At 34.5% G+C, this 18,218-nt stretch carries 18 protein-coding genes and 1 pseudogene; all 19 read left to right on the forward strand.

What is annotated here, in order from left to right; all coding sequences use genetic code 11:
* Nucleotides 1-13: 13 nt before the first annotated feature.
* Nucleotides 14-1,576 carry a recombinase family protein gene (locus DG046_RS05490; protein WP_108831522.1) on the forward strand — a complete coding sequence of 521 codons (1,563 nt, stop codon included), beginning with the start codon at nt 14-16 and terminating at the stop codon, nt 1,574-1,576.
* Nucleotides 1,569-1,985 (forward strand): recombinase family protein, encoded by a 417-nt coding sequence (locus DG046_RS05495; RefSeq protein ID WP_108831523.1) that lies wholly within the window; start codon nt 1,569-1,571, stop codon nt 1,983-1,985. The genes DG046_RS05490 and DG046_RS05495 overlap by 8 nt, the downstream gene beginning before the upstream one ends.
* Nucleotides 1,978-3,540 (forward strand): recombinase family protein, encoded by a 1,563-nt coding sequence (locus tag DG046_RS05500; protein ID WP_108831524.1) that lies wholly within the window; start codon nt 1,978-1,980, stop codon nt 3,538-3,540. The genes DG046_RS05495 and DG046_RS05500 overlap by 8 nt, the downstream gene beginning before the upstream one ends.
* A 719-nt stretch (nt 3,541-4,259) precedes the next feature.
* Nucleotides 4,260-5,129 (forward strand): nucleotidyltransferase domain-containing protein, encoded by an 870-nt coding sequence (locus tag DG046_RS05505; protein ID WP_019131793.1) that lies wholly within the window; start codon nt 4,260-4,262, stop codon nt 5,127-5,129.
* Complete coding sequence (locus DG046_RS05510; RefSeq protein WP_019131792.1) at nt 5,110-5,844, forward strand: class I SAM-dependent methyltransferase; 735 nt, start codon at nt 5,110-5,112, stop codon at nt 5,842-5,844. The genes DG046_RS05505 and DG046_RS05510 overlap by 20 nt, the downstream gene beginning before the upstream one ends.
* Nucleotides 5,845-5,876: 32 nt before the next feature.
* Nucleotides 5,877-6,785 (forward strand): aminoglycoside nucleotidyltransferase ANT(6)-Ia, encoded by a 909-nt coding sequence (locus DG046_RS05515; RefSeq protein ID WP_001255866.1) that lies wholly within the window; start codon nt 5,877-5,879, stop codon nt 6,783-6,785.
* On the forward strand, nt 6,782-7,324 hold the full coding sequence (gene sat4 / locus DG046_RS05520) for a streptothricin N-acetyltransferase Sat4 (protein ID WP_000627290.1): 543 nt from the start codon (nt 6,782-6,784) through the stop codon (nt 7,322-7,324). The genes DG046_RS05515 and sat4 overlap by 4 nt, the downstream gene beginning before the upstream one ends.
* 92 nt (nt 7,325-7,416) lie before the next feature.
* Complete coding sequence (aph(3')-IIIa, locus tag DG046_RS05525; protein ID WP_001096887.1) at nt 7,417-8,211, forward strand: aminoglycoside O-phosphotransferase APH(3')-IIIa; 795 nt, start codon at nt 7,417-7,419, stop codon at nt 8,209-8,211.
* A 275-nt stretch (nt 8,212-8,486) separates the two neighbouring features.
* Nucleotides 8,487-9,059 (forward strand): helix-turn-helix transcriptional regulator, encoded by a 573-nt coding sequence (locus DG046_RS10070; RefSeq protein WP_001079938.1) that lies wholly within the window; start codon nt 8,487-8,489, stop codon nt 9,057-9,059.
* 23 nt (nt 9,060-9,082) lie between these two features.
* A complete protein-coding gene (locus DG046_RS10075; RefSeq protein WP_000374054.1) occupies nt 9,083-9,439 on the forward strand; it encodes a WYL domain-containing protein in 357 nt (118 codons plus the stop codon).
* Between the two features lie 110 nt (nt 9,440-9,549).
* Entirely contained in the window at nt 9,550-10,209 is a 660-nt protein-coding gene (locus tag DG046_RS05550) for a dihydrofolate reductase family protein (RefSeq protein WP_000802831.1), read from the forward strand.
* 875 nt (nt 10,210-11,084) lie between these two features.
* The gene (locus DG046_RS10015; protein ID WP_146743586.1) at nt 11,085-11,144 is read left to right on the forward strand and encodes an erythromycin resistance leader peptide; all 60 of its coding nucleotides are present in this window, start codon (nt 11,085-11,087) and stop codon (nt 11,142-11,144) included.
* A gap of 57 nt (nt 11,145-11,201) precedes the next feature.
* Nucleotides 11,202-11,933, forward strand: a complete 732-nt coding sequence (gene erm(A) / locus DG046_RS05570) for a 23S rRNA (adenine(2058)-N(6))-methyltransferase Erm(A) (protein WP_000810833.1) — start codon at nt 11,202-11,204, stop codon at nt 11,931-11,933.
* Between the two features lie 216 nt (nt 11,934-12,149).
* Nucleotides 12,150-12,674 carry a phosphotransferase gene (locus tag DG046_RS05575; RefSeq protein WP_001176020.1) on the forward strand — a complete coding sequence of 175 codons (525 nt, stop codon included), beginning with the start codon at nt 12,150-12,152 and terminating at the stop codon, nt 12,672-12,674.
* A gap of 45 nt (nt 12,675-12,719) precedes the next feature.
* Complete coding sequence (locus DG046_RS05580) at nt 12,720-13,109, forward strand: cytidine deaminase family protein (protein WP_001041171.1); 390 nt, start codon at nt 12,720-12,722, stop codon at nt 13,107-13,109.
* The gene (locus DG046_RS05585) at nt 13,100-13,792 is read left to right on the forward strand and encodes an MBL fold metallo-hydrolase (protein WP_019124342.1); all 693 of its coding nucleotides are present in this window, start codon (nt 13,100-13,102) and stop codon (nt 13,790-13,792) included. The genes DG046_RS05580 and DG046_RS05585 overlap by 10 nt, the downstream gene beginning before the upstream one ends.
* Before the next feature lie 112 nt (nt 13,793-13,904).
* Nucleotides 13,905-14,222, forward strand: a pseudogene (locus tag DG046_RS05590) (23S rRNA (uracil(1939)-C(5))-methyltransferase RlmD); the annotation flags it as partial.
* A 20-nt stretch (nt 14,223-14,242) separates the two neighbouring features.
* Nucleotides 14,243-16,177, forward strand: a complete 1,935-nt coding sequence (locus tag DG046_RS09730; RefSeq protein WP_199909589.1) for an nSTAND3 domain-containing NTPase — start codon at nt 14,243-14,245, stop codon at nt 16,175-16,177.
* Nucleotides 16,178-16,317: 140 nt separating this feature from the next.
* Nucleotides 16,318-17,976 (forward strand): hypothetical protein, encoded by a 1,659-nt coding sequence (locus DG046_RS09735; protein ID WP_199909590.1) that lies wholly within the window; start codon nt 16,318-16,320, stop codon nt 17,974-17,976.
* Nucleotides 17,977-18,218 lie beyond the last annotated feature (242 nt).

The following is an 18,218-nucleotide window of genomic DNA, read 5'->3' on the forward strand; positions in this document are numbered from 1 at the left end:
GGAGGTTGAATGGATGAAAAAGATAACAAAAATAGAAGCTAATCAAAAAGAAGAATCTACATTAAGAGTTGCTGCCTATGCAAGAGTATCGACTGATGAAGACGCTCAGCTTGTAAGTCTTAAAACACAAAAGGCACACTATGAAAAGATTATATCTGAGAACAAGTCATACACTTTTGCAGGCCTATACTTTGATGAAGGCATAACTGGAACAAAGAAAGAATGCAGAGACGGTCTTTTAAAAATGCTAAAAGATTGTGAAAATGGGAAGATAGATTTTATCCTAACGAAGTCAATATCTAGGCTTGCAAGAAACACGACAGATTGTTTGGAAATCGTAAGAAGACTCCTTGACCTAAACATTGGCATCTATTTTGAAAAAGAAAACATTGATACCAGGACAATGGAAAGCGAGTTGATGTTATCCATACTTTCATCCCTTGCAGAAAGTGAATCCAGGTCTATTTCAGAAAATAACAAGTGGTCTATAAAGAAAAAATTTCAAAATGGAACTTTTATCATATCAAGCCCACCCTATGGCTATGAGAATATAGACGGGAAGATGGTAGTTAACGAAGAAGAAGGAAAAATAATAAAAGAAATATATGAAAAGTATCTTTCAGGTAAGGGGACACATAAAATTGCAGAAGACTTAAATAAGAGAAAAATTAAAGGACAAAGAGGAGCAAGCTGGCATGGGTCAACTATAAACGGAATCTTAAAAAATGAAAAATATATAGGCGATGTCATCTACCAAAAGACCTATACAGACGATACTTACAAGAGGCATAAAAATAAGGGAGAAGAAGACCAGTATAAGATAATAGATAACCATAAAGCTATTGTAAGCAGAGAGGACTTTGAGAAAGTACAAGAATTAATAAGACTTAGGGCTATAGCAAAAGGAAATGGAAAAAATACTAAAAGATATCAAAATAGATATAGCCTATCTGGAAAAATTAAGTGTGGAGAGTGTGGTTCAAGCTTTAAAAGAAGGCATCACTATAACGGCAAAGATAAATATATAGCCTGGACTTGCAGTGAGCACCTAAAAGATATCAATAAGTGCTCCATGAAGTTTATTAAAGATAAGGACATTAAACTAGCTTTTGTGACTCTAGTTAATAAGCTAATCTTTGGAAAAGATAGTATCCTTACACCACTTTTAGAATCCTTAAAGAGAGTGGACAGCAGGGAAGAAGTCGAGAAGATAAACAATATAGAAGAAAGTTTAGAAAAGCTAAAAGAAAGAAAAGAGGTTCTAAACAAACTAATAACTTCAGGGGTTTTAGATGCAAGTATTTACACAAAAGAAAGCAGTGAGATTTCAAGCGAAGAAAGAAACTTACTTAAGGAAAAGGAGAGAAGCAAAAAAGCCATCCTTGGAAACGATGAAGAAATAAGAGAACTTGAAAAGCTAATAGAAATCTTAGATAAAAGCGAAATGATAGATCACTTTGAAGATGACTTGTTTGAAGAAATCATTGACCACATTCAAGTTGTTAATAGAGAGACCCTAGATTTTCATTTAAAATGTGGACTTGTACTAAGAGAGGAAGTGAAAAATAATGTCTAGACTATGTTATGGCTATACCATAAGAGACGGAAGATTAGAAGTTCAAGAAAAAGAAGCGGAGAATATAAGAAAAATCTTTAAAAACTATCTTGCTGGCAACGCCCTTATTAAGTCGGCAGACCTTGCAGGCTTAAAGAAAAACAGCTCAAGCGTAAAAAGAATATTAACCAATAAAAAGTATTTAGGAAATGACATCTATCCCAAGATTATAGATAGAGAAAGCTTTGAGAAGGCAGGTCAAATGTTAAAGGAAAGAGCAGTAGCTATGGGGCGAGTTTGGGAAAAGGAAGAAGAGATTATTAGAGTTCCATGTAAGTTTAGATATAAAGAAGAAGGAGTTCTTCCAATAGATCCCTTTGAACGAGCGAGCCACCAGTACAATTTAATCGAGGTGATAGATGATGAATAGCAAGGTTATAGTCATACCAGCTAAAAAGAAAAAGGGAAACTCAATCAAGGAATCAGAAAAGAAGAAACTAAGAGTGGCAGCTTATGCGAGGGTATCAACAGATAGCGATGAACAAGCAACTTCTTATGACACTCAAGTAGACCATTACACAAACTATATTAAGAAAAATCTAGATTGGGAATTTGCAGGAGTGTTTTCTGACGAAGGAATCAGTGGAACTTATACCAAGAAAAGAGCTGGCTTTAATAAAATGATTGAAGAAGCTATGGAAGGAAACATAGACTATATCATCACAAAGTCCATATCTAGGTTTGCCAGAAACACACTAGACTGTTTAAAGTATATTCGAAAACTTAAAGAAAACAATATCCCAGTTTACTTTGAAAAAGAAAACATCAATACCATGGACGCCAAGGGAGAAGTCCTCCTTACCATTATGGCATCCCTTGCACAACAGGAAAGTCAGTCCTTATCTCAAAATGTGAAGTTAGGCTTTCAATATAGATTTCAACAAGGCCAAGTCCAAGTAAATCATAATAGGTTTTTAGGCTATACAAAAGACGAAGATGGAAAACTTGTCATCGTTCCTGAAGAAGCAAAAATAGTAAAGAGGATCTACAGAGAATACTTGGAAGGGGCAAGTCTACGAGACATAAAGGTAGGACTTGAAAAAGAAAAGATAGTAAATGGAGCAGGAAATAAGAAGTGGCATGTATCGAACCTCAATCAAATATTAACTAATGAGAAATATATGGGGGATGCCCTCCTACAGAAAACCTATACGGTAGATTTTCTAAATAAGAAAAGAGTAAAGAATGATGGGATTGCACCTCAATATTATGTAGAAAATAGCCACGAAGCCATCATACCAAAAGAAATCTTCATGCGAGTTGGAGAAGAAATGTACAGACGAGCTAATATGGTAAGTGGAAAAGGGAAAAGAAGAATTTATTCCAGCAAATACGCCCTTTCAAGTATTGTCTATTGCTCTAAATGTGGGGATATTTACAGAAGAATTGCTTGGAACAACAGGGGAAACAAATATATAGTTTGGAGATGTTGCACAAGAGTAACTCATGGACCAGATGCCTGCAATGCAAGAACCATAAAAGAAGAAGACTTACAAGAAGCAGTTGTGGAAGCCATCAATCAACTTATATCTGAAAGCAATGAAGTAAAAGAAATAATAAAAGAGAACATTAAAAAAGTCATCACAGGTGATGAAAGCAGCAGGATTGAAGAAATAGACAAAGAAATGCTGGAGGTTCAAGAAGAACTTTTAAAAGTAGCTAATGCCAAGAAAGACTACACAGACCTTGCAGATAAGGTGGAAGAGTTAAGGAATGAAAAAGAAAAGATACTCCTAACTATGGCGGAAGAGAAGAATGAACAAATTAGACTAATGGAATTAGAAGAGTTTTTATACAATCAAGAATTCGAAATAGAAAGCTATGATGAAGAGTTGGTAAGGAAACTAGTGGAGAAGATGGTTGTTTATGACGATGATTTAAAAATAGTATTTAAATCAGGACTTGAGGTTGAAATAGAAAATTGACAAGGATAAAAAGTAAATATACAATATAACTAACAGCACCCGACACGCCTCTTAACAATGCGAACCATGTTGAAGCCCTAGCCCTACTTGTCAAGGAGCGAAGCGACGCTGAAAAGTAGAGGCAGGTCTCATGCAAAGATTTCCCAAGAGAAGCGACCGAATAGGGAGCTTCGATTGGCAGAAATCGCCTGCTGAGACGGTATGTTTGATGTCAAGAAAATAATGATATAGCAATGTTTTAAGAAGAAACATCTATTTTATCAACTCGGAGAAATGTGTGTTTCTTTGTTTGTGAGAACAGATCGAGAGTGTCAGAAAAACAACCAGATTGAGTAAACAGTAGCAATAATCAATTAGGGAGTGGATAGAACAGATATTGACTTCAATTTAACGGCTGCTCTTTTAAATTAATACATTAATCTGTATCATTACGTTATAAAAGAAATATTATGATTGTTTTGTTGTATATTCATGGTCTGATAATTATTTTACTTTTCTTATTTGACAGATGGTAAGTAGGGCAGTGAAAAAGATTATGGATTTTATCTAAGCACTAAGTAGTTTAGATCACTAATCAGGGAAAATAAGGCCTTCAAGATGAATTCCGAAGGCCCCCTTTCCTTTCCATATAAATATACGTAAAGCATAAGGAACATATGGCAAAAAAAGTGTTTCTCAACATGAGATATAGCTTTTGATATTGAAAGGAGAGATTCAGTATGATAGATAATATTATTCAATCAGTGACAGACAAATTATCCTCTTTGCCTTATATAGAAGGCATTGTATTAGGGGGTTCTCGTGCAAGAGGCACACATACAGAGGATTCTGATATAGATATCGGAATCTATTACAAATCAGAATCATTTGACATTACAGCGATTAATCAAATTGCTACAGAGTTGGATGATGAGAATAGAAATAACCTTGTTGTACCTCCCGGAGCGTGGGGTGATTGGATTAATGGCGGCGGATGGTTAGTTATAAATGGGTATCATGTTGACTTGATTTTACGTGATATAAAACGGGTGGAACAAATAATCAAAGATACGGAGCAAGGAATTGTTACTACTAATTATCAGACGGGGCATCCCCATGGATATATAAGTGCTATGTATCGTGGAGAATTGGCGATCAGCAAGATACTATATACTAAGAATGAAAGCTTATGCGAATTAAAAAATCAGGCAGAAATTTACCCTGGTGCTCTAAAGAAGAACTTGATAAACTTTTTTATATTTGAAGCAGAGTTCTCTTTAATGTTTGTAAAAGCAAATGCGGGAGCAGAGGATAAATATTATATTGCAGGCCATGTTTTTCGTATTATTTCATGCTTAAATCAAGTACTATTTGCATGTAATAATGCTTATTGCATTAACGAAAAGAAAGCTATAAAACTGATTGAAACCTTTGAATATAAACCTGAAAAATATGCTGAAAGGGTTAATCATATTTTTGAAGTACTCGGTCTTTCACTTTTTGAATGCTACGATCTGACCGAGAAGCTTTATAAAGAAGTGAAAAAAATTGCAACGGAGATGAATAACTTTTTAAACGAGGGGAATTCAGATGAAAGAAAACAAATATGATGATAATATATTTTTTCAAAAATACAGTCAAATGAGTCGATCACAGCAGGGACTAGCCGGTGCAGGAGAATGGGAAACATTGAGAAAGCTGCTGCCGGATTTTAAAGATAAGCTTGTGCTTGATTTAGGATGCGGCTATGGATGGCATTGTATTTATGCGATGGAACACGGAGCGTCTTCTGTTGTAGGTGTTGATATTTCTCATAAAATGCTCAAAGTAGCAAAAGAGAAAACGCATTTCTCACAGATTGAATATAGATGTTGTGCTATAGAAGATGTGGATTTCCCAGAGGAGAGCTTTGATGTAATACTAAGTTCGCTTGCGTTTCATTATGTAGCAGACTATGAGAATTTAATAAAAAAGATATATAGGATGCTGAAGGCTGGTGGCAATTTAGTTTTTACAGTTGAACATCCTGTTTTTACTGCTCATGGAACACAAGACTGGTATTATAACGAAAAAGGAGAAATACTGCATTTCCCGGTGGACAATTATTATTATGAGGGCAAACGGACAGCTATGTTTTTGGAAGAAAAGGTTACAAAATATCATAGAACACTGACCACATATCTAAATACACTGCTTTCAAATAGTTTTATAATAAATCAGATTGTGGAGCCACAGCCGCCAGAGAACATGATGGATATTCCGGGGATGGCGGATGAAATGCGACGCCCAATGATGCTGATTGTATCGGCAAAAAAGAAGATGTAATAATATAGAAAAAATAAACGAGGAGTATGTAAATGAGATCAGAAAAAGAAATGATGGATTTAGTACTTTCTTTAGCAGAACAGGATGAACGTATTCGAATTGTGACCCTTGAGGGGTCACGCGCAAATATTAATATACCTAAAGATGAATTTCAGGATTATGATATTACATATTTTGTAAGTGATATAGAACCGTTTATATCTAATGATGACTGGCTTAATCAATTTGGGAATATAATAATGATGCAAAAGCCGGAGGATATGGAATTATTCCCACCTGAAGAAAAGGGATTTTCCTATCTTATGCTATTTGATGATTACAATAAAATTGATCTTACCTTATTGCCCTTGGAAGAGTTAGATAATTACCTAAAGGGCGATAAATTAATAAAGGTTCTAATTGATAAAGATTGTAGAATTAAAAGGGACATAGTTCCGACTGATATAGATTATCATGTAAGAAAGCCAAGCGCAAGGGAGTATGATGATTGCTGCAATGAATTTTGGAATGTAACACCTTATGTTATTAAAGGATTGTGCCGTAAGGAAATTTTATTTGCTATTGATCATTTTAATCAGATTGTTCGCCATGAGCTGCTGAGAATGATATCATGGAAGGTCGGCATCGAAACAGGCTTTAAATTAAGTGTAGGCAAGAACTATAAGTTTATTGAAAGGTATATATCCGAGGATTTGTGGGAGAAACTTTTGTCCACCTACCGGATGGATTCCTATGAAAACATATGGGAAGCATTATTTCTATGCCATCAATTGTTCAGGGCGGTATCCGGTGAGGTGGCGGAAAGGCTTCATTATGCCTATCCGGAGTATGATAGGAATATAACAAAATATACCAGGGACATGTATAAAAAATACACTGGTAAAACCGGCTGCCTGGATAGCACATATGCCGCTGATATAGAAGAGAGGCGGGAACAGTGATTACAGAAATGAAAGCAGGGCACCTGAAAGATATCGATAAACCCAGCGAACCATTTGAGGTGATAGGTAAGATTATACCGAGGTATGAAAACGAGAATTGGACCTTTACAGAATTACTCTATGAAGCGCCATATTTAAAAAGCTACCAAGACGAAGAGGATGAAGAGGATGAGGAGGCAGATTGCCTTGAATATATTGACAATACTGATAAGATAATATATCTTTACTACCAAGACGATAAATGCGTCGGAAAAGTTAAACTGCGAAAAAATTGGAACCGGTACGCTTATATAGAAGATATCGCCGTATGTAAGGATTTCAGGGGGCAAGGCATAGGCAGCGCGCTTATCAATATATCTATAGAATGGGCAAAGCATAAAAACTTGCATGGACTAATGCTTGAAACCCAGGACAATAACCTTATAGCTTGTAAATTCTATCATAATTGTGGTTTCAAAATCGGCTCCGTCGATACTATGTTATACGCCAACTTTGAAAACAACTTTGAAAAAGCTGTTTTCTGGTATTTAAGGTTTTAGAATGCAAGGAACAGTGAATTGGAGTTCGTCTTGTTATAATTAGCTTCTTGGGGTATCTTTAAATACTGTAGAAAAGAGGAAGGAAATAATAAATGGCTAAAATGAGAATATCACCGGAATTGAAAAAACTGATCGAAAAATACCGCTGCGTAAAAGATACGGAAGGAATGTCTCCTGCTAAGGTATATAAGCTGGTGGGAGAAAATGAAAACCTATATTTAAAAATGACGGACAGCCGGTATAAAGGGACCACCTATGATGTGGAAAGGGAAAAGGACATGATGCTATGGCTGGAAGGAAAGCTGCCTGTTCCAAAGGTCCTGCACTTTGAACGGCATGATGGCTGGAGCAATCTGCTCATGAGTGAGGCCGATGGCGTCCTTTGCTCGGAAGAGTATGAAGATGAACAAAGCCCTGAAAAGATTATCGAGCTGTATGCGGAGTGCATCAGGCTCTTTCACTCCATCGACATATCGGATTGTCCCTATACGAATAGCTTAGACAGCCGCTTAGCCGAATTGGATTACTTACTGAATAACGATCTGGCCGATGTGGATTGCGAAAACTGGGAAGAAGACACTCCATTTAAAGATCCGCGCGAGCTGTATGATTTTTTAAAGACGGAAAAGCCCGAAGAGGAACTTGTCTTTTCCCACGGCGACCTGGGAGACAGCAACATCTTTGTGAAAGATGGCAAAGTAAGTGGCTTTATTGATCTTGGGAGAAGCGGCAGGGCGGACAAGTGGTATGACATTGCCTTCTGCGTCCGATCGATCAGGGAGGATATCGGGGAAGAACAGTATGTCGAGCTATTTTTTGACTTACTGGGGATCAAGCCTGATTGGGAGAAAATAAAATATTATATTTTACTGGATGAATTGTTTTAGTACCTAGATTTAGATGTCTAAAAAGCTTTAACTACAAGCTTTTTAGACATCTAATCTTTTCTGAAGTACATCCGCAACTGTCCATACTCTGATGTTTTATATCTTTTCTAAAAGTTCGCTAGATAGAGTTCTATATTAGAGATGTAAAGAGTTTTGGTGAAGAGGTTTGTGAGTATGGCTTTTATAACCAGGGTGCAATGAGAAGCACTAACAGCAGCTAGCTTAAGAACGCATAGGATATACTTTTTATGGAAGTCACAGAGGAGGAATAAAATTTGAACAGGATTAACAGAGTAACCTCTATTCTTATTCAGCTGCAATCAAAAAAAATAATTCCTGCCAAAGAAATTGCACAGCGATTTAATATAAGCTTAAGGACAGTTTACAGAGATATCCGGACACTTGAAGAAGCCGGAATACCAATTGGATCTGAGGCCGGAAAAGGATATTTTCTTGTAGAGGGCTTCCTACTTCCGCCGGTAATGTTTACAGCGGCGGAAGTGGGTGCATTGATTACAGCAGGGAAATTTTTAAATTGCCATGGAGATGAATCATTTATAAAGGATTTTGATTCAGCTATGTATAAAATCAAATCTATTTTGAAGCATGGTGAAAAAAACTATGCACAGGAGTTGGAGAACAGTATTAACGTGTACAGCACATCTGGACAGAAAAATACATTGGCGGATAACGTTATTGCAGCAATTCAGACTGCAATCTGCAATAAAAGGGTAATATCAATTCAATATCCTGCATCAGGAGGGCAAGAACCGGAAAGCAGAATGATAGAGCCTATATCACTGGGGTTTTATGAACAGAACTGGTACTTAATCGGTTTTGCAGGCTAAGAAATGAATATAGGAATTTTCGTGTGGATCGGATTAAAAGCATTTGCATAGAAGAAGAGCTCTGTCAAAGCCATGATGGCTCTTTGGAACAAATATTAAAACAAATGCTTTCATATAAAAAACTATATAATGTAATTCTTAGAGCTGAAAAAGGGGAGACATACAATTCTATCAAGAACAGGTATTCTCTCGGCTTCCTTGAAGAAACCGATTTGGGAAGTAAAATGGAAATCGAATTCCAGACAGATTCCTTTGAGATATTGAGCAAGCAGCTGATTGAATATGGATCAGGCATTGAAATAGTCCAACCTGATGAATTAAAATGCATAACCCGTAAACACCTGGCACAAATTACGAATCACTGCCTAAACTTGATTTAGAGAAAGCGATTGGTCTGTTATGTATTTTTTGTAAGGTTTCATATCCCCTGCTGACATACAGCTGTCAGTGTATTATGATATTCTACTATCAAAAAGGAGGATTGAAAAATATGAAACCAAAGATAATTATGCACACACAAATTAGCCTTGATGGCCGCATTAAAGGCTTTGATAATCCGGAAGTTTACTACCAGGTTGCCGGGGGAATTCATTCGGATGCGGTGCTGTTTGGGTCCAATACTGTTTTTACTGCATTTGAAAAATATCCTGCTGAAACAGAGGCTGATTTTGAGAAAATCATAACAAGCCCGGAGGACCCCAGACCAATAGGAGTCATACCTGACAGCAGAGGTATCTTGAGAAGTCTTCATTGCTTAAGAAATCTTGGATATCTGAAGGAAATTGTCATTCTGGTATCAACTGCCACTCCGAAGGAATATTTGAATTATTTGGAGGAAAGGCATTACCCATATATTGTGTCAGGAAATGATCATGTGGACTATGAAAAAGCCTTTCAGATCCTGCATGAGCAATATGGGTGTAAATACATGCGGACAGACAGTGGCGGTGGATTAACCAACAAATTATTAGAAAACGGACTTATTGATGAAATCAGTCTTGTGATATCACCATGTTTTGTAGGTAATAAAGAAAAACAACTATTTGATAACCTTCTGTTATCTGAAAAAGTTAATTTGGAATTGCAGGGAACAGAGAATGCAGAACATGGCTGTCTGTCATTGCGCTATGCTGTGAAAAATAAGGATTAGTGCAGCATACTTTAAAAAGTGTCTGTTGGGACAGTGTCCTAAAGGAAGCATAAGCTCATGGCTAGCGGCGGTGTTAAAGTAACGGCACTCGGCCCCAATATATAGTTGATATGCCCCTAAGCCTTTGAGGGCAAGGCGGTCAACCGCGCCTTTTCCGGTCCGCATACAGTCGTTCAATGAGGGTATCAAGCTCGGCAATGCGGCGGTGCTTCTCGGTGGTTCGTTTCTTCGCCGCCGTTTTCGGCTAATTCTAATTGATCCGAACTGTAAGGATAAGCAATTATCCGGGGCTAGTTAAGTATCTTAGAGAGGAAGATAAAGATAAGTAAACCAATTTTAAAGTTGTACCGAATAAAGCCTTCAAGAGGACAACATGCTTTTGAAGGCTTTATTGCTTACAATTACTTGGATTGTAACGCAAAAGCAGGCACCAAATCAATGAAAAATAGCCTATCCAGGCGACTGTTTCAGAAATATGGGCTTCCGCCAAGGGGATACCAGTGGGGTGCGACATCTTTTTTGCCCACTCAAGGCACGTTGAAGCAGCAATTCTGATGACGTATTGTGGTTTGGACAAGGAATAATAGGAGTCAACCACAACATGTAGTGGTTTGAGTACGAAAATTGGGTCAAAAACAGGCTAAAAAATACCGTTTTTTGACCCTTTTAAATAGGGCATTTGACAGATGACATTTGATGTTTCGGGATTAAAAATCCATAGGGTGAGGTAGATTAGCACAGAACTTTATTGAATAGAGAAATTAAAAGTGATATAAGCAGTTGCATAAGGAGGAGTTAAATATGTGTACATGTATTGCAGTAGTAGATATTACTTTATCTCATTTATAATGAAAAAAATTAAAGGAGGTAAAGGTATGGGTATGTTTTCTATATTTGTTATTGAGAGATTTCATTATCAACCAAACCAAAAATAATTGGTTATAATGAGCTCTTAAGATTAGTTCATTATAACCGGCAAGGAGAAGTTTATAATGAAACAGAAAAACCCGAAAAATACGCAAAATTTCATTACATCTAAAAAGCATGTAAAGGAAATATTAAAATATACGAATATCAATAAACAAGATAAAATAATAGAAATTGGGTCAGGAAAAGGACATTTTACCAAGGAACTTGTGGAAATGAGTCAACGGGTGAATGCTATAGAGATTGATGAAGGTTTATGTCATGCCACGAAAAAAGCAGTTGAACCTTTTCAGAATATAAAAGTTATTCATGAGGATATTTTGAAGTTTAGCTTTCCTAAAAATACAGACTATAAAATATTTGGTAATATTCCCTACAATATTAGTACTGATATTGTAAAAAAGATTGCTTTTGATAGTCAAGCGAAATATAGCTACCTTATTGTAGAGAGGGGATTTGCTAAAAGGTTGCAAAATACCCAACGAGCTTTAGGTTTGCTGTTAATGGTGGAAATGGATATAAAAATTCTTAAAAAAGTGCCACGAGCATATTTTCACCCTAAGCCTAATGTAGATTCTGTATTGATTGTACTTGAAAGGCATAAACCATTTATTTTAAAGAAGGACTACAAAAAGTATAGATTTTTCGTTTATAAATGGGTAAACAGGGAATATCATGTTCTTTTTACTAAAAATCAATTAAGACAGGTGCTGAAGCATGCGAATGTTACTGATCTTGATAAATTATCCAATGAACAATTTTTGTCTGTTTTCAATAGTTACAAATTATTTCAATAAATTAAAAATAATTAAGCGTTCTCTAACTTTAAGAGAACGCTTAATCTTATTACATTGAAAAATGCATTCTATTATTTTCAATTATTATGATATAACATAACTATCATTTTACTTATTTGCATATTTGCACGAAAATATAGTTATCGACGACTATTCTGATAATAGCAACTAATATAGTCAATGATAACTCAAAATTTATTGATATAGTAGGTATATGTGCAACTAATTAGGGAAGATTTTAGCTTGCCATTTCTGAAACAGCTAAAACAAGTATTGCGTAAAGAATGCGCCAGTCTTCCCATGGACTTAAAATGCTTGCTTGGGGCACACATAAAACCCCTTGAACAATCTATTGACAGAGTTGAAGGACTGTCGGAGATTCTAAGACGAAGTAATCCTAAAATGGCCCTATGCCATACAGATATTCATAATTGGAACTTGATGCAACGGGATGAGCAGTTAGTTCTAATTGACTGGGAAGGCTTGAAATTGGCTCCAGTAAAAGCTGATCTCATGTTTTTTGTTGATAAGCCATATTATGATGTATTTATGAACATATACCTGAAATTACACAAAGATTTTTTAATCAATACGGATGCTTTGTTATTCTATCATATTAGACGTAAACTAGAAGATATATGGGAGTTTATTGAACAACTTTTATATGACAATCAAGAGGATAAGGAAAGAAATGAAACTATAAAAGTTCTTGATGGTGAACTGAATAACTTAGTGTTTTGAAAAAAGAATAACGTATTATTAAGCTAAATAATATTGGAGAAGAAAATGAATAAACAAGAATTATATCAAATTGCTTTCAGTATAATTAATCATAAAAAGTTACGGAACTTTGGAACTTCAGGGCATGTTGCGTGCGCGTTGGAGACAAATAGCGGTAACATCTTTACAGGAATATGCATTGACTTGCCCTGTTCTATTGGCTTATGCGCTGAACAGTCAGCTATTGCTGAAATGGTAAAGAACAATGAAACTGCAATCAAAAGGATTATCGCTGTATTTGAAGATGGGAGTATACTTCCACCATGTGGAAGGTGCAGAGAGTTTATTGCACAGATAGATAATCAAAATATAGAGACCCAAATTGTATTACCTGAAATGGAAGAAGTGTTGCTGAAAGATTTATTACCAGAAAGGTGGGATGGCAAATGGAACTGAAAAAGATAACTAGCAGGGTCTTTTATTATCCACATCAACCAGAAACTGATAGGCCTATGTTGGCATACTTAAATGGAGATAAAATTGCACTTGCCATTGATGCAGGAAATTCAGCAGACCATGTTGATGAATTTTATAAATCCCTAGAAATCGAGGACCTAAAGAAGCCAGATTTTACTGTCATCACTCATTGGCACTGGGACCATACCTTTGGAATGCATAAAATTCACGGATTGTCCATTGCACACCATAAAACCAACGAGTTTTTGAAACAGGAAAGAGCCAAACTATCTGACAGTGCATATATAAAATTTTTGATAAATGATGATGAGTGCCTAGCTAGAGAATATGTAGATAATAAAAGAATTATTGCCGTTCTATCGGATATCCAATTTGAAAAAGAGCTTACCCTTAATCTCGGTGGAATAACCGCAATGATTTTTCATACGGTTTCACCCCATTCGGAAGATACGGTGCTTATCTATATTCCTGAGGAAAAAATATTGTTCTTGGGAGATTCAACAAGCGAGGATTTCTACGATGATGGGTATATGGATAAAGAAAAATTAATGTCATTAACAAATTTGATAGAAAGTTTCGACTGTAAGTATTGTATTTTAAGTCATGCAGAGCCTCTAACTAAATCAGATTTATTAGATTACTTAAAATCCATTCTAAAATAATAATCCATGAGGTGTATTGATATGTTCCCGTCTACCGATAGCCCCAAAAACGCAGTGGATATGTTCCCGAGAACGGACACACTCAAATGACATTCATACTGACCACTCAAGCCATGTGGAAGTAATCACGCTGCTTTCCAAACTAGATTCTAAGAAATATATTAGTGTAGAACTTCCGATGGATGATATGGACTTAACAAGCGTAGAAAGTAAGGCAACATATAAACAAATTCAAAACTATGTTTTGGAAAAGTTTGGGTTTAAAGTATCTACTCTGTACATTGCACAAGTTAAGAAAAAGCATGGTTTAGAAGTTAGGGAACATTATAATATTTCAAAAAATGAGAAACAGAAAATACCACAGTGTACAATTGAAAAGGAAGAAGCAATTTTAGATGCGTTGAAGCATTTTAAGATGGTGTATTATTGAAACAATAGGGGGCATAGACAGTGGCTAATATTGAAAGTATTAAACAAAAAATACTACAACTGGATGCAGGTTCATTTCAAAATCTTTGTGATTCTTATTTGTATAAAACAGGCTATCCGAGTATAGTATCTCTTGGTGGAGAGGCAGGTACACGTAAGACCACTTTAGGTACACCTGATACTTATTTTATTGCATCAAATGGAAAGTATGTTTTTGTTGAATACACAACTCAAAGGACGAACTTATTTGCAAAAATTAGTGATGATCTTGAAAAATGTCTTGATACAGCAAAGACAGGTGTTCCGCATGACAAAATCTCTGAAATTATTTATTGTCATACTTCATCAAACTTTACACCATTGCAAGATAGTGAAGTAAAAAAACTGTGTGAAGATGTTGGAGTTAAGCTTGTAATTATTGGAATTGATAAGCTTGCAGAAGATATATATCTTTTCCATCATAATCTTTCACGTGATTTTTTGGGAATATCAATAAGTACAGATCAAATTCAATCATATGATGAATTTATTAATAGCTACAATGCAAATAGAATGGCTGCTCCAATTGACACTAAATTTCTATTCAGAGAAAAAGAATTTCAAGATATCATCAATGCTTATCTTAAAGTGGATGTTGTTATACTTAGTGGTTCATCAGGTACGGGAAAAACACGTTTAGCTTTGCATTATGTAAAAAATCATGCAGATGCTAAGAATGAAAAGACTTACTGTATTCATAGTAATGCATTACCAATATACGAGGATTTAAAACTTTTTTTAGATAGACCAGGGGATTATTTTCTTTTTATTGATGATGCCAATCAATTGTCAGGACTGCAGCATATTATTCGATACGTTAGTATGAAATCAGAGGGATATAATGTAAAAATACTTATTACAGTAAGGGATTATGCACTTCAAAAAGTGATAAACGATGTTAAAGCAATCACTTCTTATGAAATTGTGAATGTAAATGTATTTTCAGAGAATGAGATTAAGGAATTACTTGAAACTTCATTGGGCATTTTGAATTCAGATTATCAAGAACGAATTATAAGAATTTCAGAAGGGAACGCCCGTATTGCTATACTTGCTGGGAAAGTAGCATGCAGTTCAAATCGTTTGGATTCTATTGACGATGTGTCACAATTATATGAAGATTATTATGGTTCTAATTTAGAAAATAATCAATTTTTTACAGACAAAAATCTGTGTATAACTTCTGGTATAATTGCTTTTCTTGAAGCAATTCATTTAGATTATATTGATGCACTTTTACCAATTCTACAGGAAAAAGGGTTAAATCGAGATAGTTTCATTGAAAATATCCGTATGCTTCACGAGCTGGAGATTGTCAATATTTGCAATGATAAAGCTGTTCGTTTTTCTGATCAATGTTTGTCTAATTATTTGTTAAAATATATTTTCTTTGACAAAAAATTACTTAGTTTGTCGAAAATGATTAAAGCTTGCTTTTTAAGTTACAGAGAGAGAACTATATCTTCTGTTAATACGTTGCTTAATATTTTTAAAAATAAGGCACTTTTAAATTTTGCTGAGAAAGAAATAAAGTTATTATGGGATGAATTATCAACAGAAAAATCGCCAATCTTCTTTGAATTTGTAAAAGTCTTTTTTCGCATTAATCCTACGGAAACACTTTTGCTTTTGCAAAATGAAATTGAATCTGAAGAAAGAGTGATTTGTGAATGGATTGATATAGATACTGAAAAAAGAAAAAATTATCAATATGTGGAAAATGATATCATTAAAACTCTTGGTGGATTTGCAGATATGAATGATTTGCCAACCGCTTGTGATTTGTTTTTTCAATATTATCTAAAGCGACCAGATTTATTTATGGAATTTTACCATGCAGTTAATATATATTTTGGTATTCAGAGGGATTCTTTTCGTAATAGTTTTTATACTCAAATAATTTTTTTGAAAAAATAATAGAATATTCAAATGATTGGAAACAAGAATTTATTGTAATAATTTTTTTGCAGATAGCAGAAGAATTTCTGAAGTTAAAATTTTCTCCAGCGGAGGAAGGACGAAAGAATGCAATAACCATATATCAGATTCCATTAACTATGTCTAAAGGTGTTGAAAAATATCGTGGGTTAATTTGGGAATCGTTAACTTCTTTGAGTAAAATTGAAAAGTATAGAGAAAAAGTTAGGGAAATTCTTAGTTCTTATGGTGGCATTATTGACGATATAAGCATTCCTGTTTTACAATTTGATTTAAAATATATTGAATTAATTTTGAAGTTAAATTTTCCACCAGATAAATTGGCAAATTGCCTTTTAGCAGACAAAATATTGCAAGTTTTTAGCAGAATGAATTATTCTTGTGAATCCTTGTTTGCTGAATATTTTAAAGGAGAGGGCTTTCAATTATATTGTCTTCTTAAAGGACCAGATTATAAAGAAACTGGTTATGAAGAAAATAGAAAACAAAAGGAGCAATCAATTAAATATTACACTTTGAATTGTGATTTACAGATATTTAAGAAGTTGATTGATGTTTGCAACGGTATTTCTGAGCTAGATAATCATTCATATTGGGAGGTTGGTGAAGGATTAGGCATTGCCTTTGATGCTATTTCCCATAAAGCAGATTGGTATGTTGATGCAATTAAATACTATATCAAAAACGATACACCAAATAATTTACATCCATACCATCTAGTAGACAATTTATTTTCATTATTATCCGATTCAGAAGTGTATGAAATTATTATTAGTGAAGAATATAGTCAGAAAAATGCTTGGACATATGCATATTATCATGAATTACCGCAGGGATTAATTACAGAAAAACATTTACAAGGGCTTTATGATTTTTTGAAAGATACTTCTGACAGATATATTACCTCATCATCAATGCGTGATGTAGATTTTCTGGATAAATATAAAGCAATAGATGAATTAGCATTAATAGAAGGTTGCAAAATTATTTTGGATAAAAAAGTGTATTCCTCTTTTATCGTGGATATTTATTTTGGCTTGTTATTTAATTATCATCATAATACACCAAAGGAAGTGATTCAAAAATTTAATTGCAATTTAGAATTGCTTGAAGAAATATACCATGCTATGTTGTCATATGATAAACATCATGATTATGACGGACAATTTTTGAAGGAAATATATTCGGTTAGACCTTCTATACTGGACAAGTATATAGATTATTTAATAAATAGTGACTCCTTTAGCGACCATCAAGAAAAGCATTGTTGCTTTTTTGATTTGGACGATTTTGTAGAAATATATAATAAAATCTTTGAGCAGTTGATAAGAAACCGTCAATATTCTAGGTTGTCAGTACCGTATTTTTTAGAATCTTTATTATTGCCAAAGCAAAATGAGAAAAAGCTGTTAGAAAGACAAGATATGTGGATTCGACAATGTATTCAACAATTCTGCAATGATGAAGCAAAAATGTATTGCCTATTTTCAGTTGTGTCAAAATTAGAGATCAAAAGAAAAAAAGAGTATATATTGCTATTTCTTGAGAATAATCCGTTATTTGAAGACTTTGAAAAAATACCATTAACACCTACTTCTTGGAGTTGGTCAGGTAGTGCAGTACCTATGTATTCAGCTTGGATTGAATTTCTCGAATCATTGTTACCAAATTTTATAGGTTTAAAGTGGATAAAACATAAAAACTATATTGAAACAAAAATTGATTATTTACAAAAACAAATCGAAGCGGAGCAGATAGACGAGATTTTAAGAGGATGATTTATAAATACAAAAAGACTGTATAAATATATAAGTAAAACTATCTGTGAATTGACATTTCATGATGGTTTAACCCACAAACAAATTTATCTAAATCTTATTTAAGGTTTAAAAAACATTATTGATGTTGGAGATGTTATTAAGACTGGTTTGGATAATGATGAGCAAGTGGAGAGTGTGGCATTGATGTCAAGAAATTAAGATAATAGGCTATAAAACTGTTGAAACAGGTGGCTTTTAGG

It is taken from the genome of Aedoeadaptatus coli (genome assembly GCF_900343085.1).
Taxonomy (GTDB): Bacteria; Bacillota; Clostridia; order Tissierellales; family Peptoniphilaceae; genus Aedoeadaptatus; species Aedoeadaptatus coli.

What these genes read in the sequence shown, in the direction of transcription:
- DG046_RS05510 (WP_019131792.1), top strand. Translation starts at nt 5,110, where the DNA reads ATGAAAGAAAACAAATATGATGATAATATATTTTTTCAAAAATACAGT.
- DG046_RS05580 (WP_001041171.1), top strand. Translation starts at nt 12,720, where the DNA reads ATGAATAAACAAGAATTATATCAAATTGCTTTCAGTATAATTAATCAT.
- DG046_RS09735 (WP_199909590.1), top strand. Translation starts at nt 16,318, where the DNA reads ATGTCTAAAGGTGTTGAAAAATATCGTGGGTTAATTTGGGAATCGTTA.
- DG046_RS05500 (WP_108831524.1), top strand. Translation starts at nt 1,978, where the DNA reads ATGAATAGCAAGGTTATAGTCATACCAGCTAAAAAGAAAAAGGGAAAC.
- DG046_RS05495 (WP_108831523.1), top strand. Translation starts at nt 1,569, where the DNA reads ATGTCTAGACTATGTTATGGCTATACCATAAGAGACGGAAGATTAGAA.
- DG046_RS05585 (WP_019124342.1), top strand. Translation starts at nt 13,100, where the DNA reads ATGGAACTGAAAAAGATAACTAGCAGGGTCTTTTATTATCCACATCAA.
- DG046_RS05490 (WP_108831522.1), top strand. Translation starts at nt 14, where the DNA reads ATGAAAAAGATAACAAAAATAGAAGCTAATCAAAAAGAAGAATCTACA.
- DG046_RS05550 (WP_000802831.1), top strand. Translation starts at nt 9,550, where the DNA reads ATGAAACCAAAGATAATTATGCACACACAAATTAGCCTTGATGGCCGC.
- DG046_RS05505 (WP_019131793.1), top strand. Translation starts at nt 4,260, where the DNA reads ATGATAGATAATATTATTCAATCAGTGACAGACAAATTATCCTCTTTG.
- DG046_RS05515 (WP_001255866.1), top strand. Translation starts at nt 5,877, where the DNA reads ATGAGATCAGAAAAAGAAATGATGGATTTAGTACTTTCTTTAGCAGAA.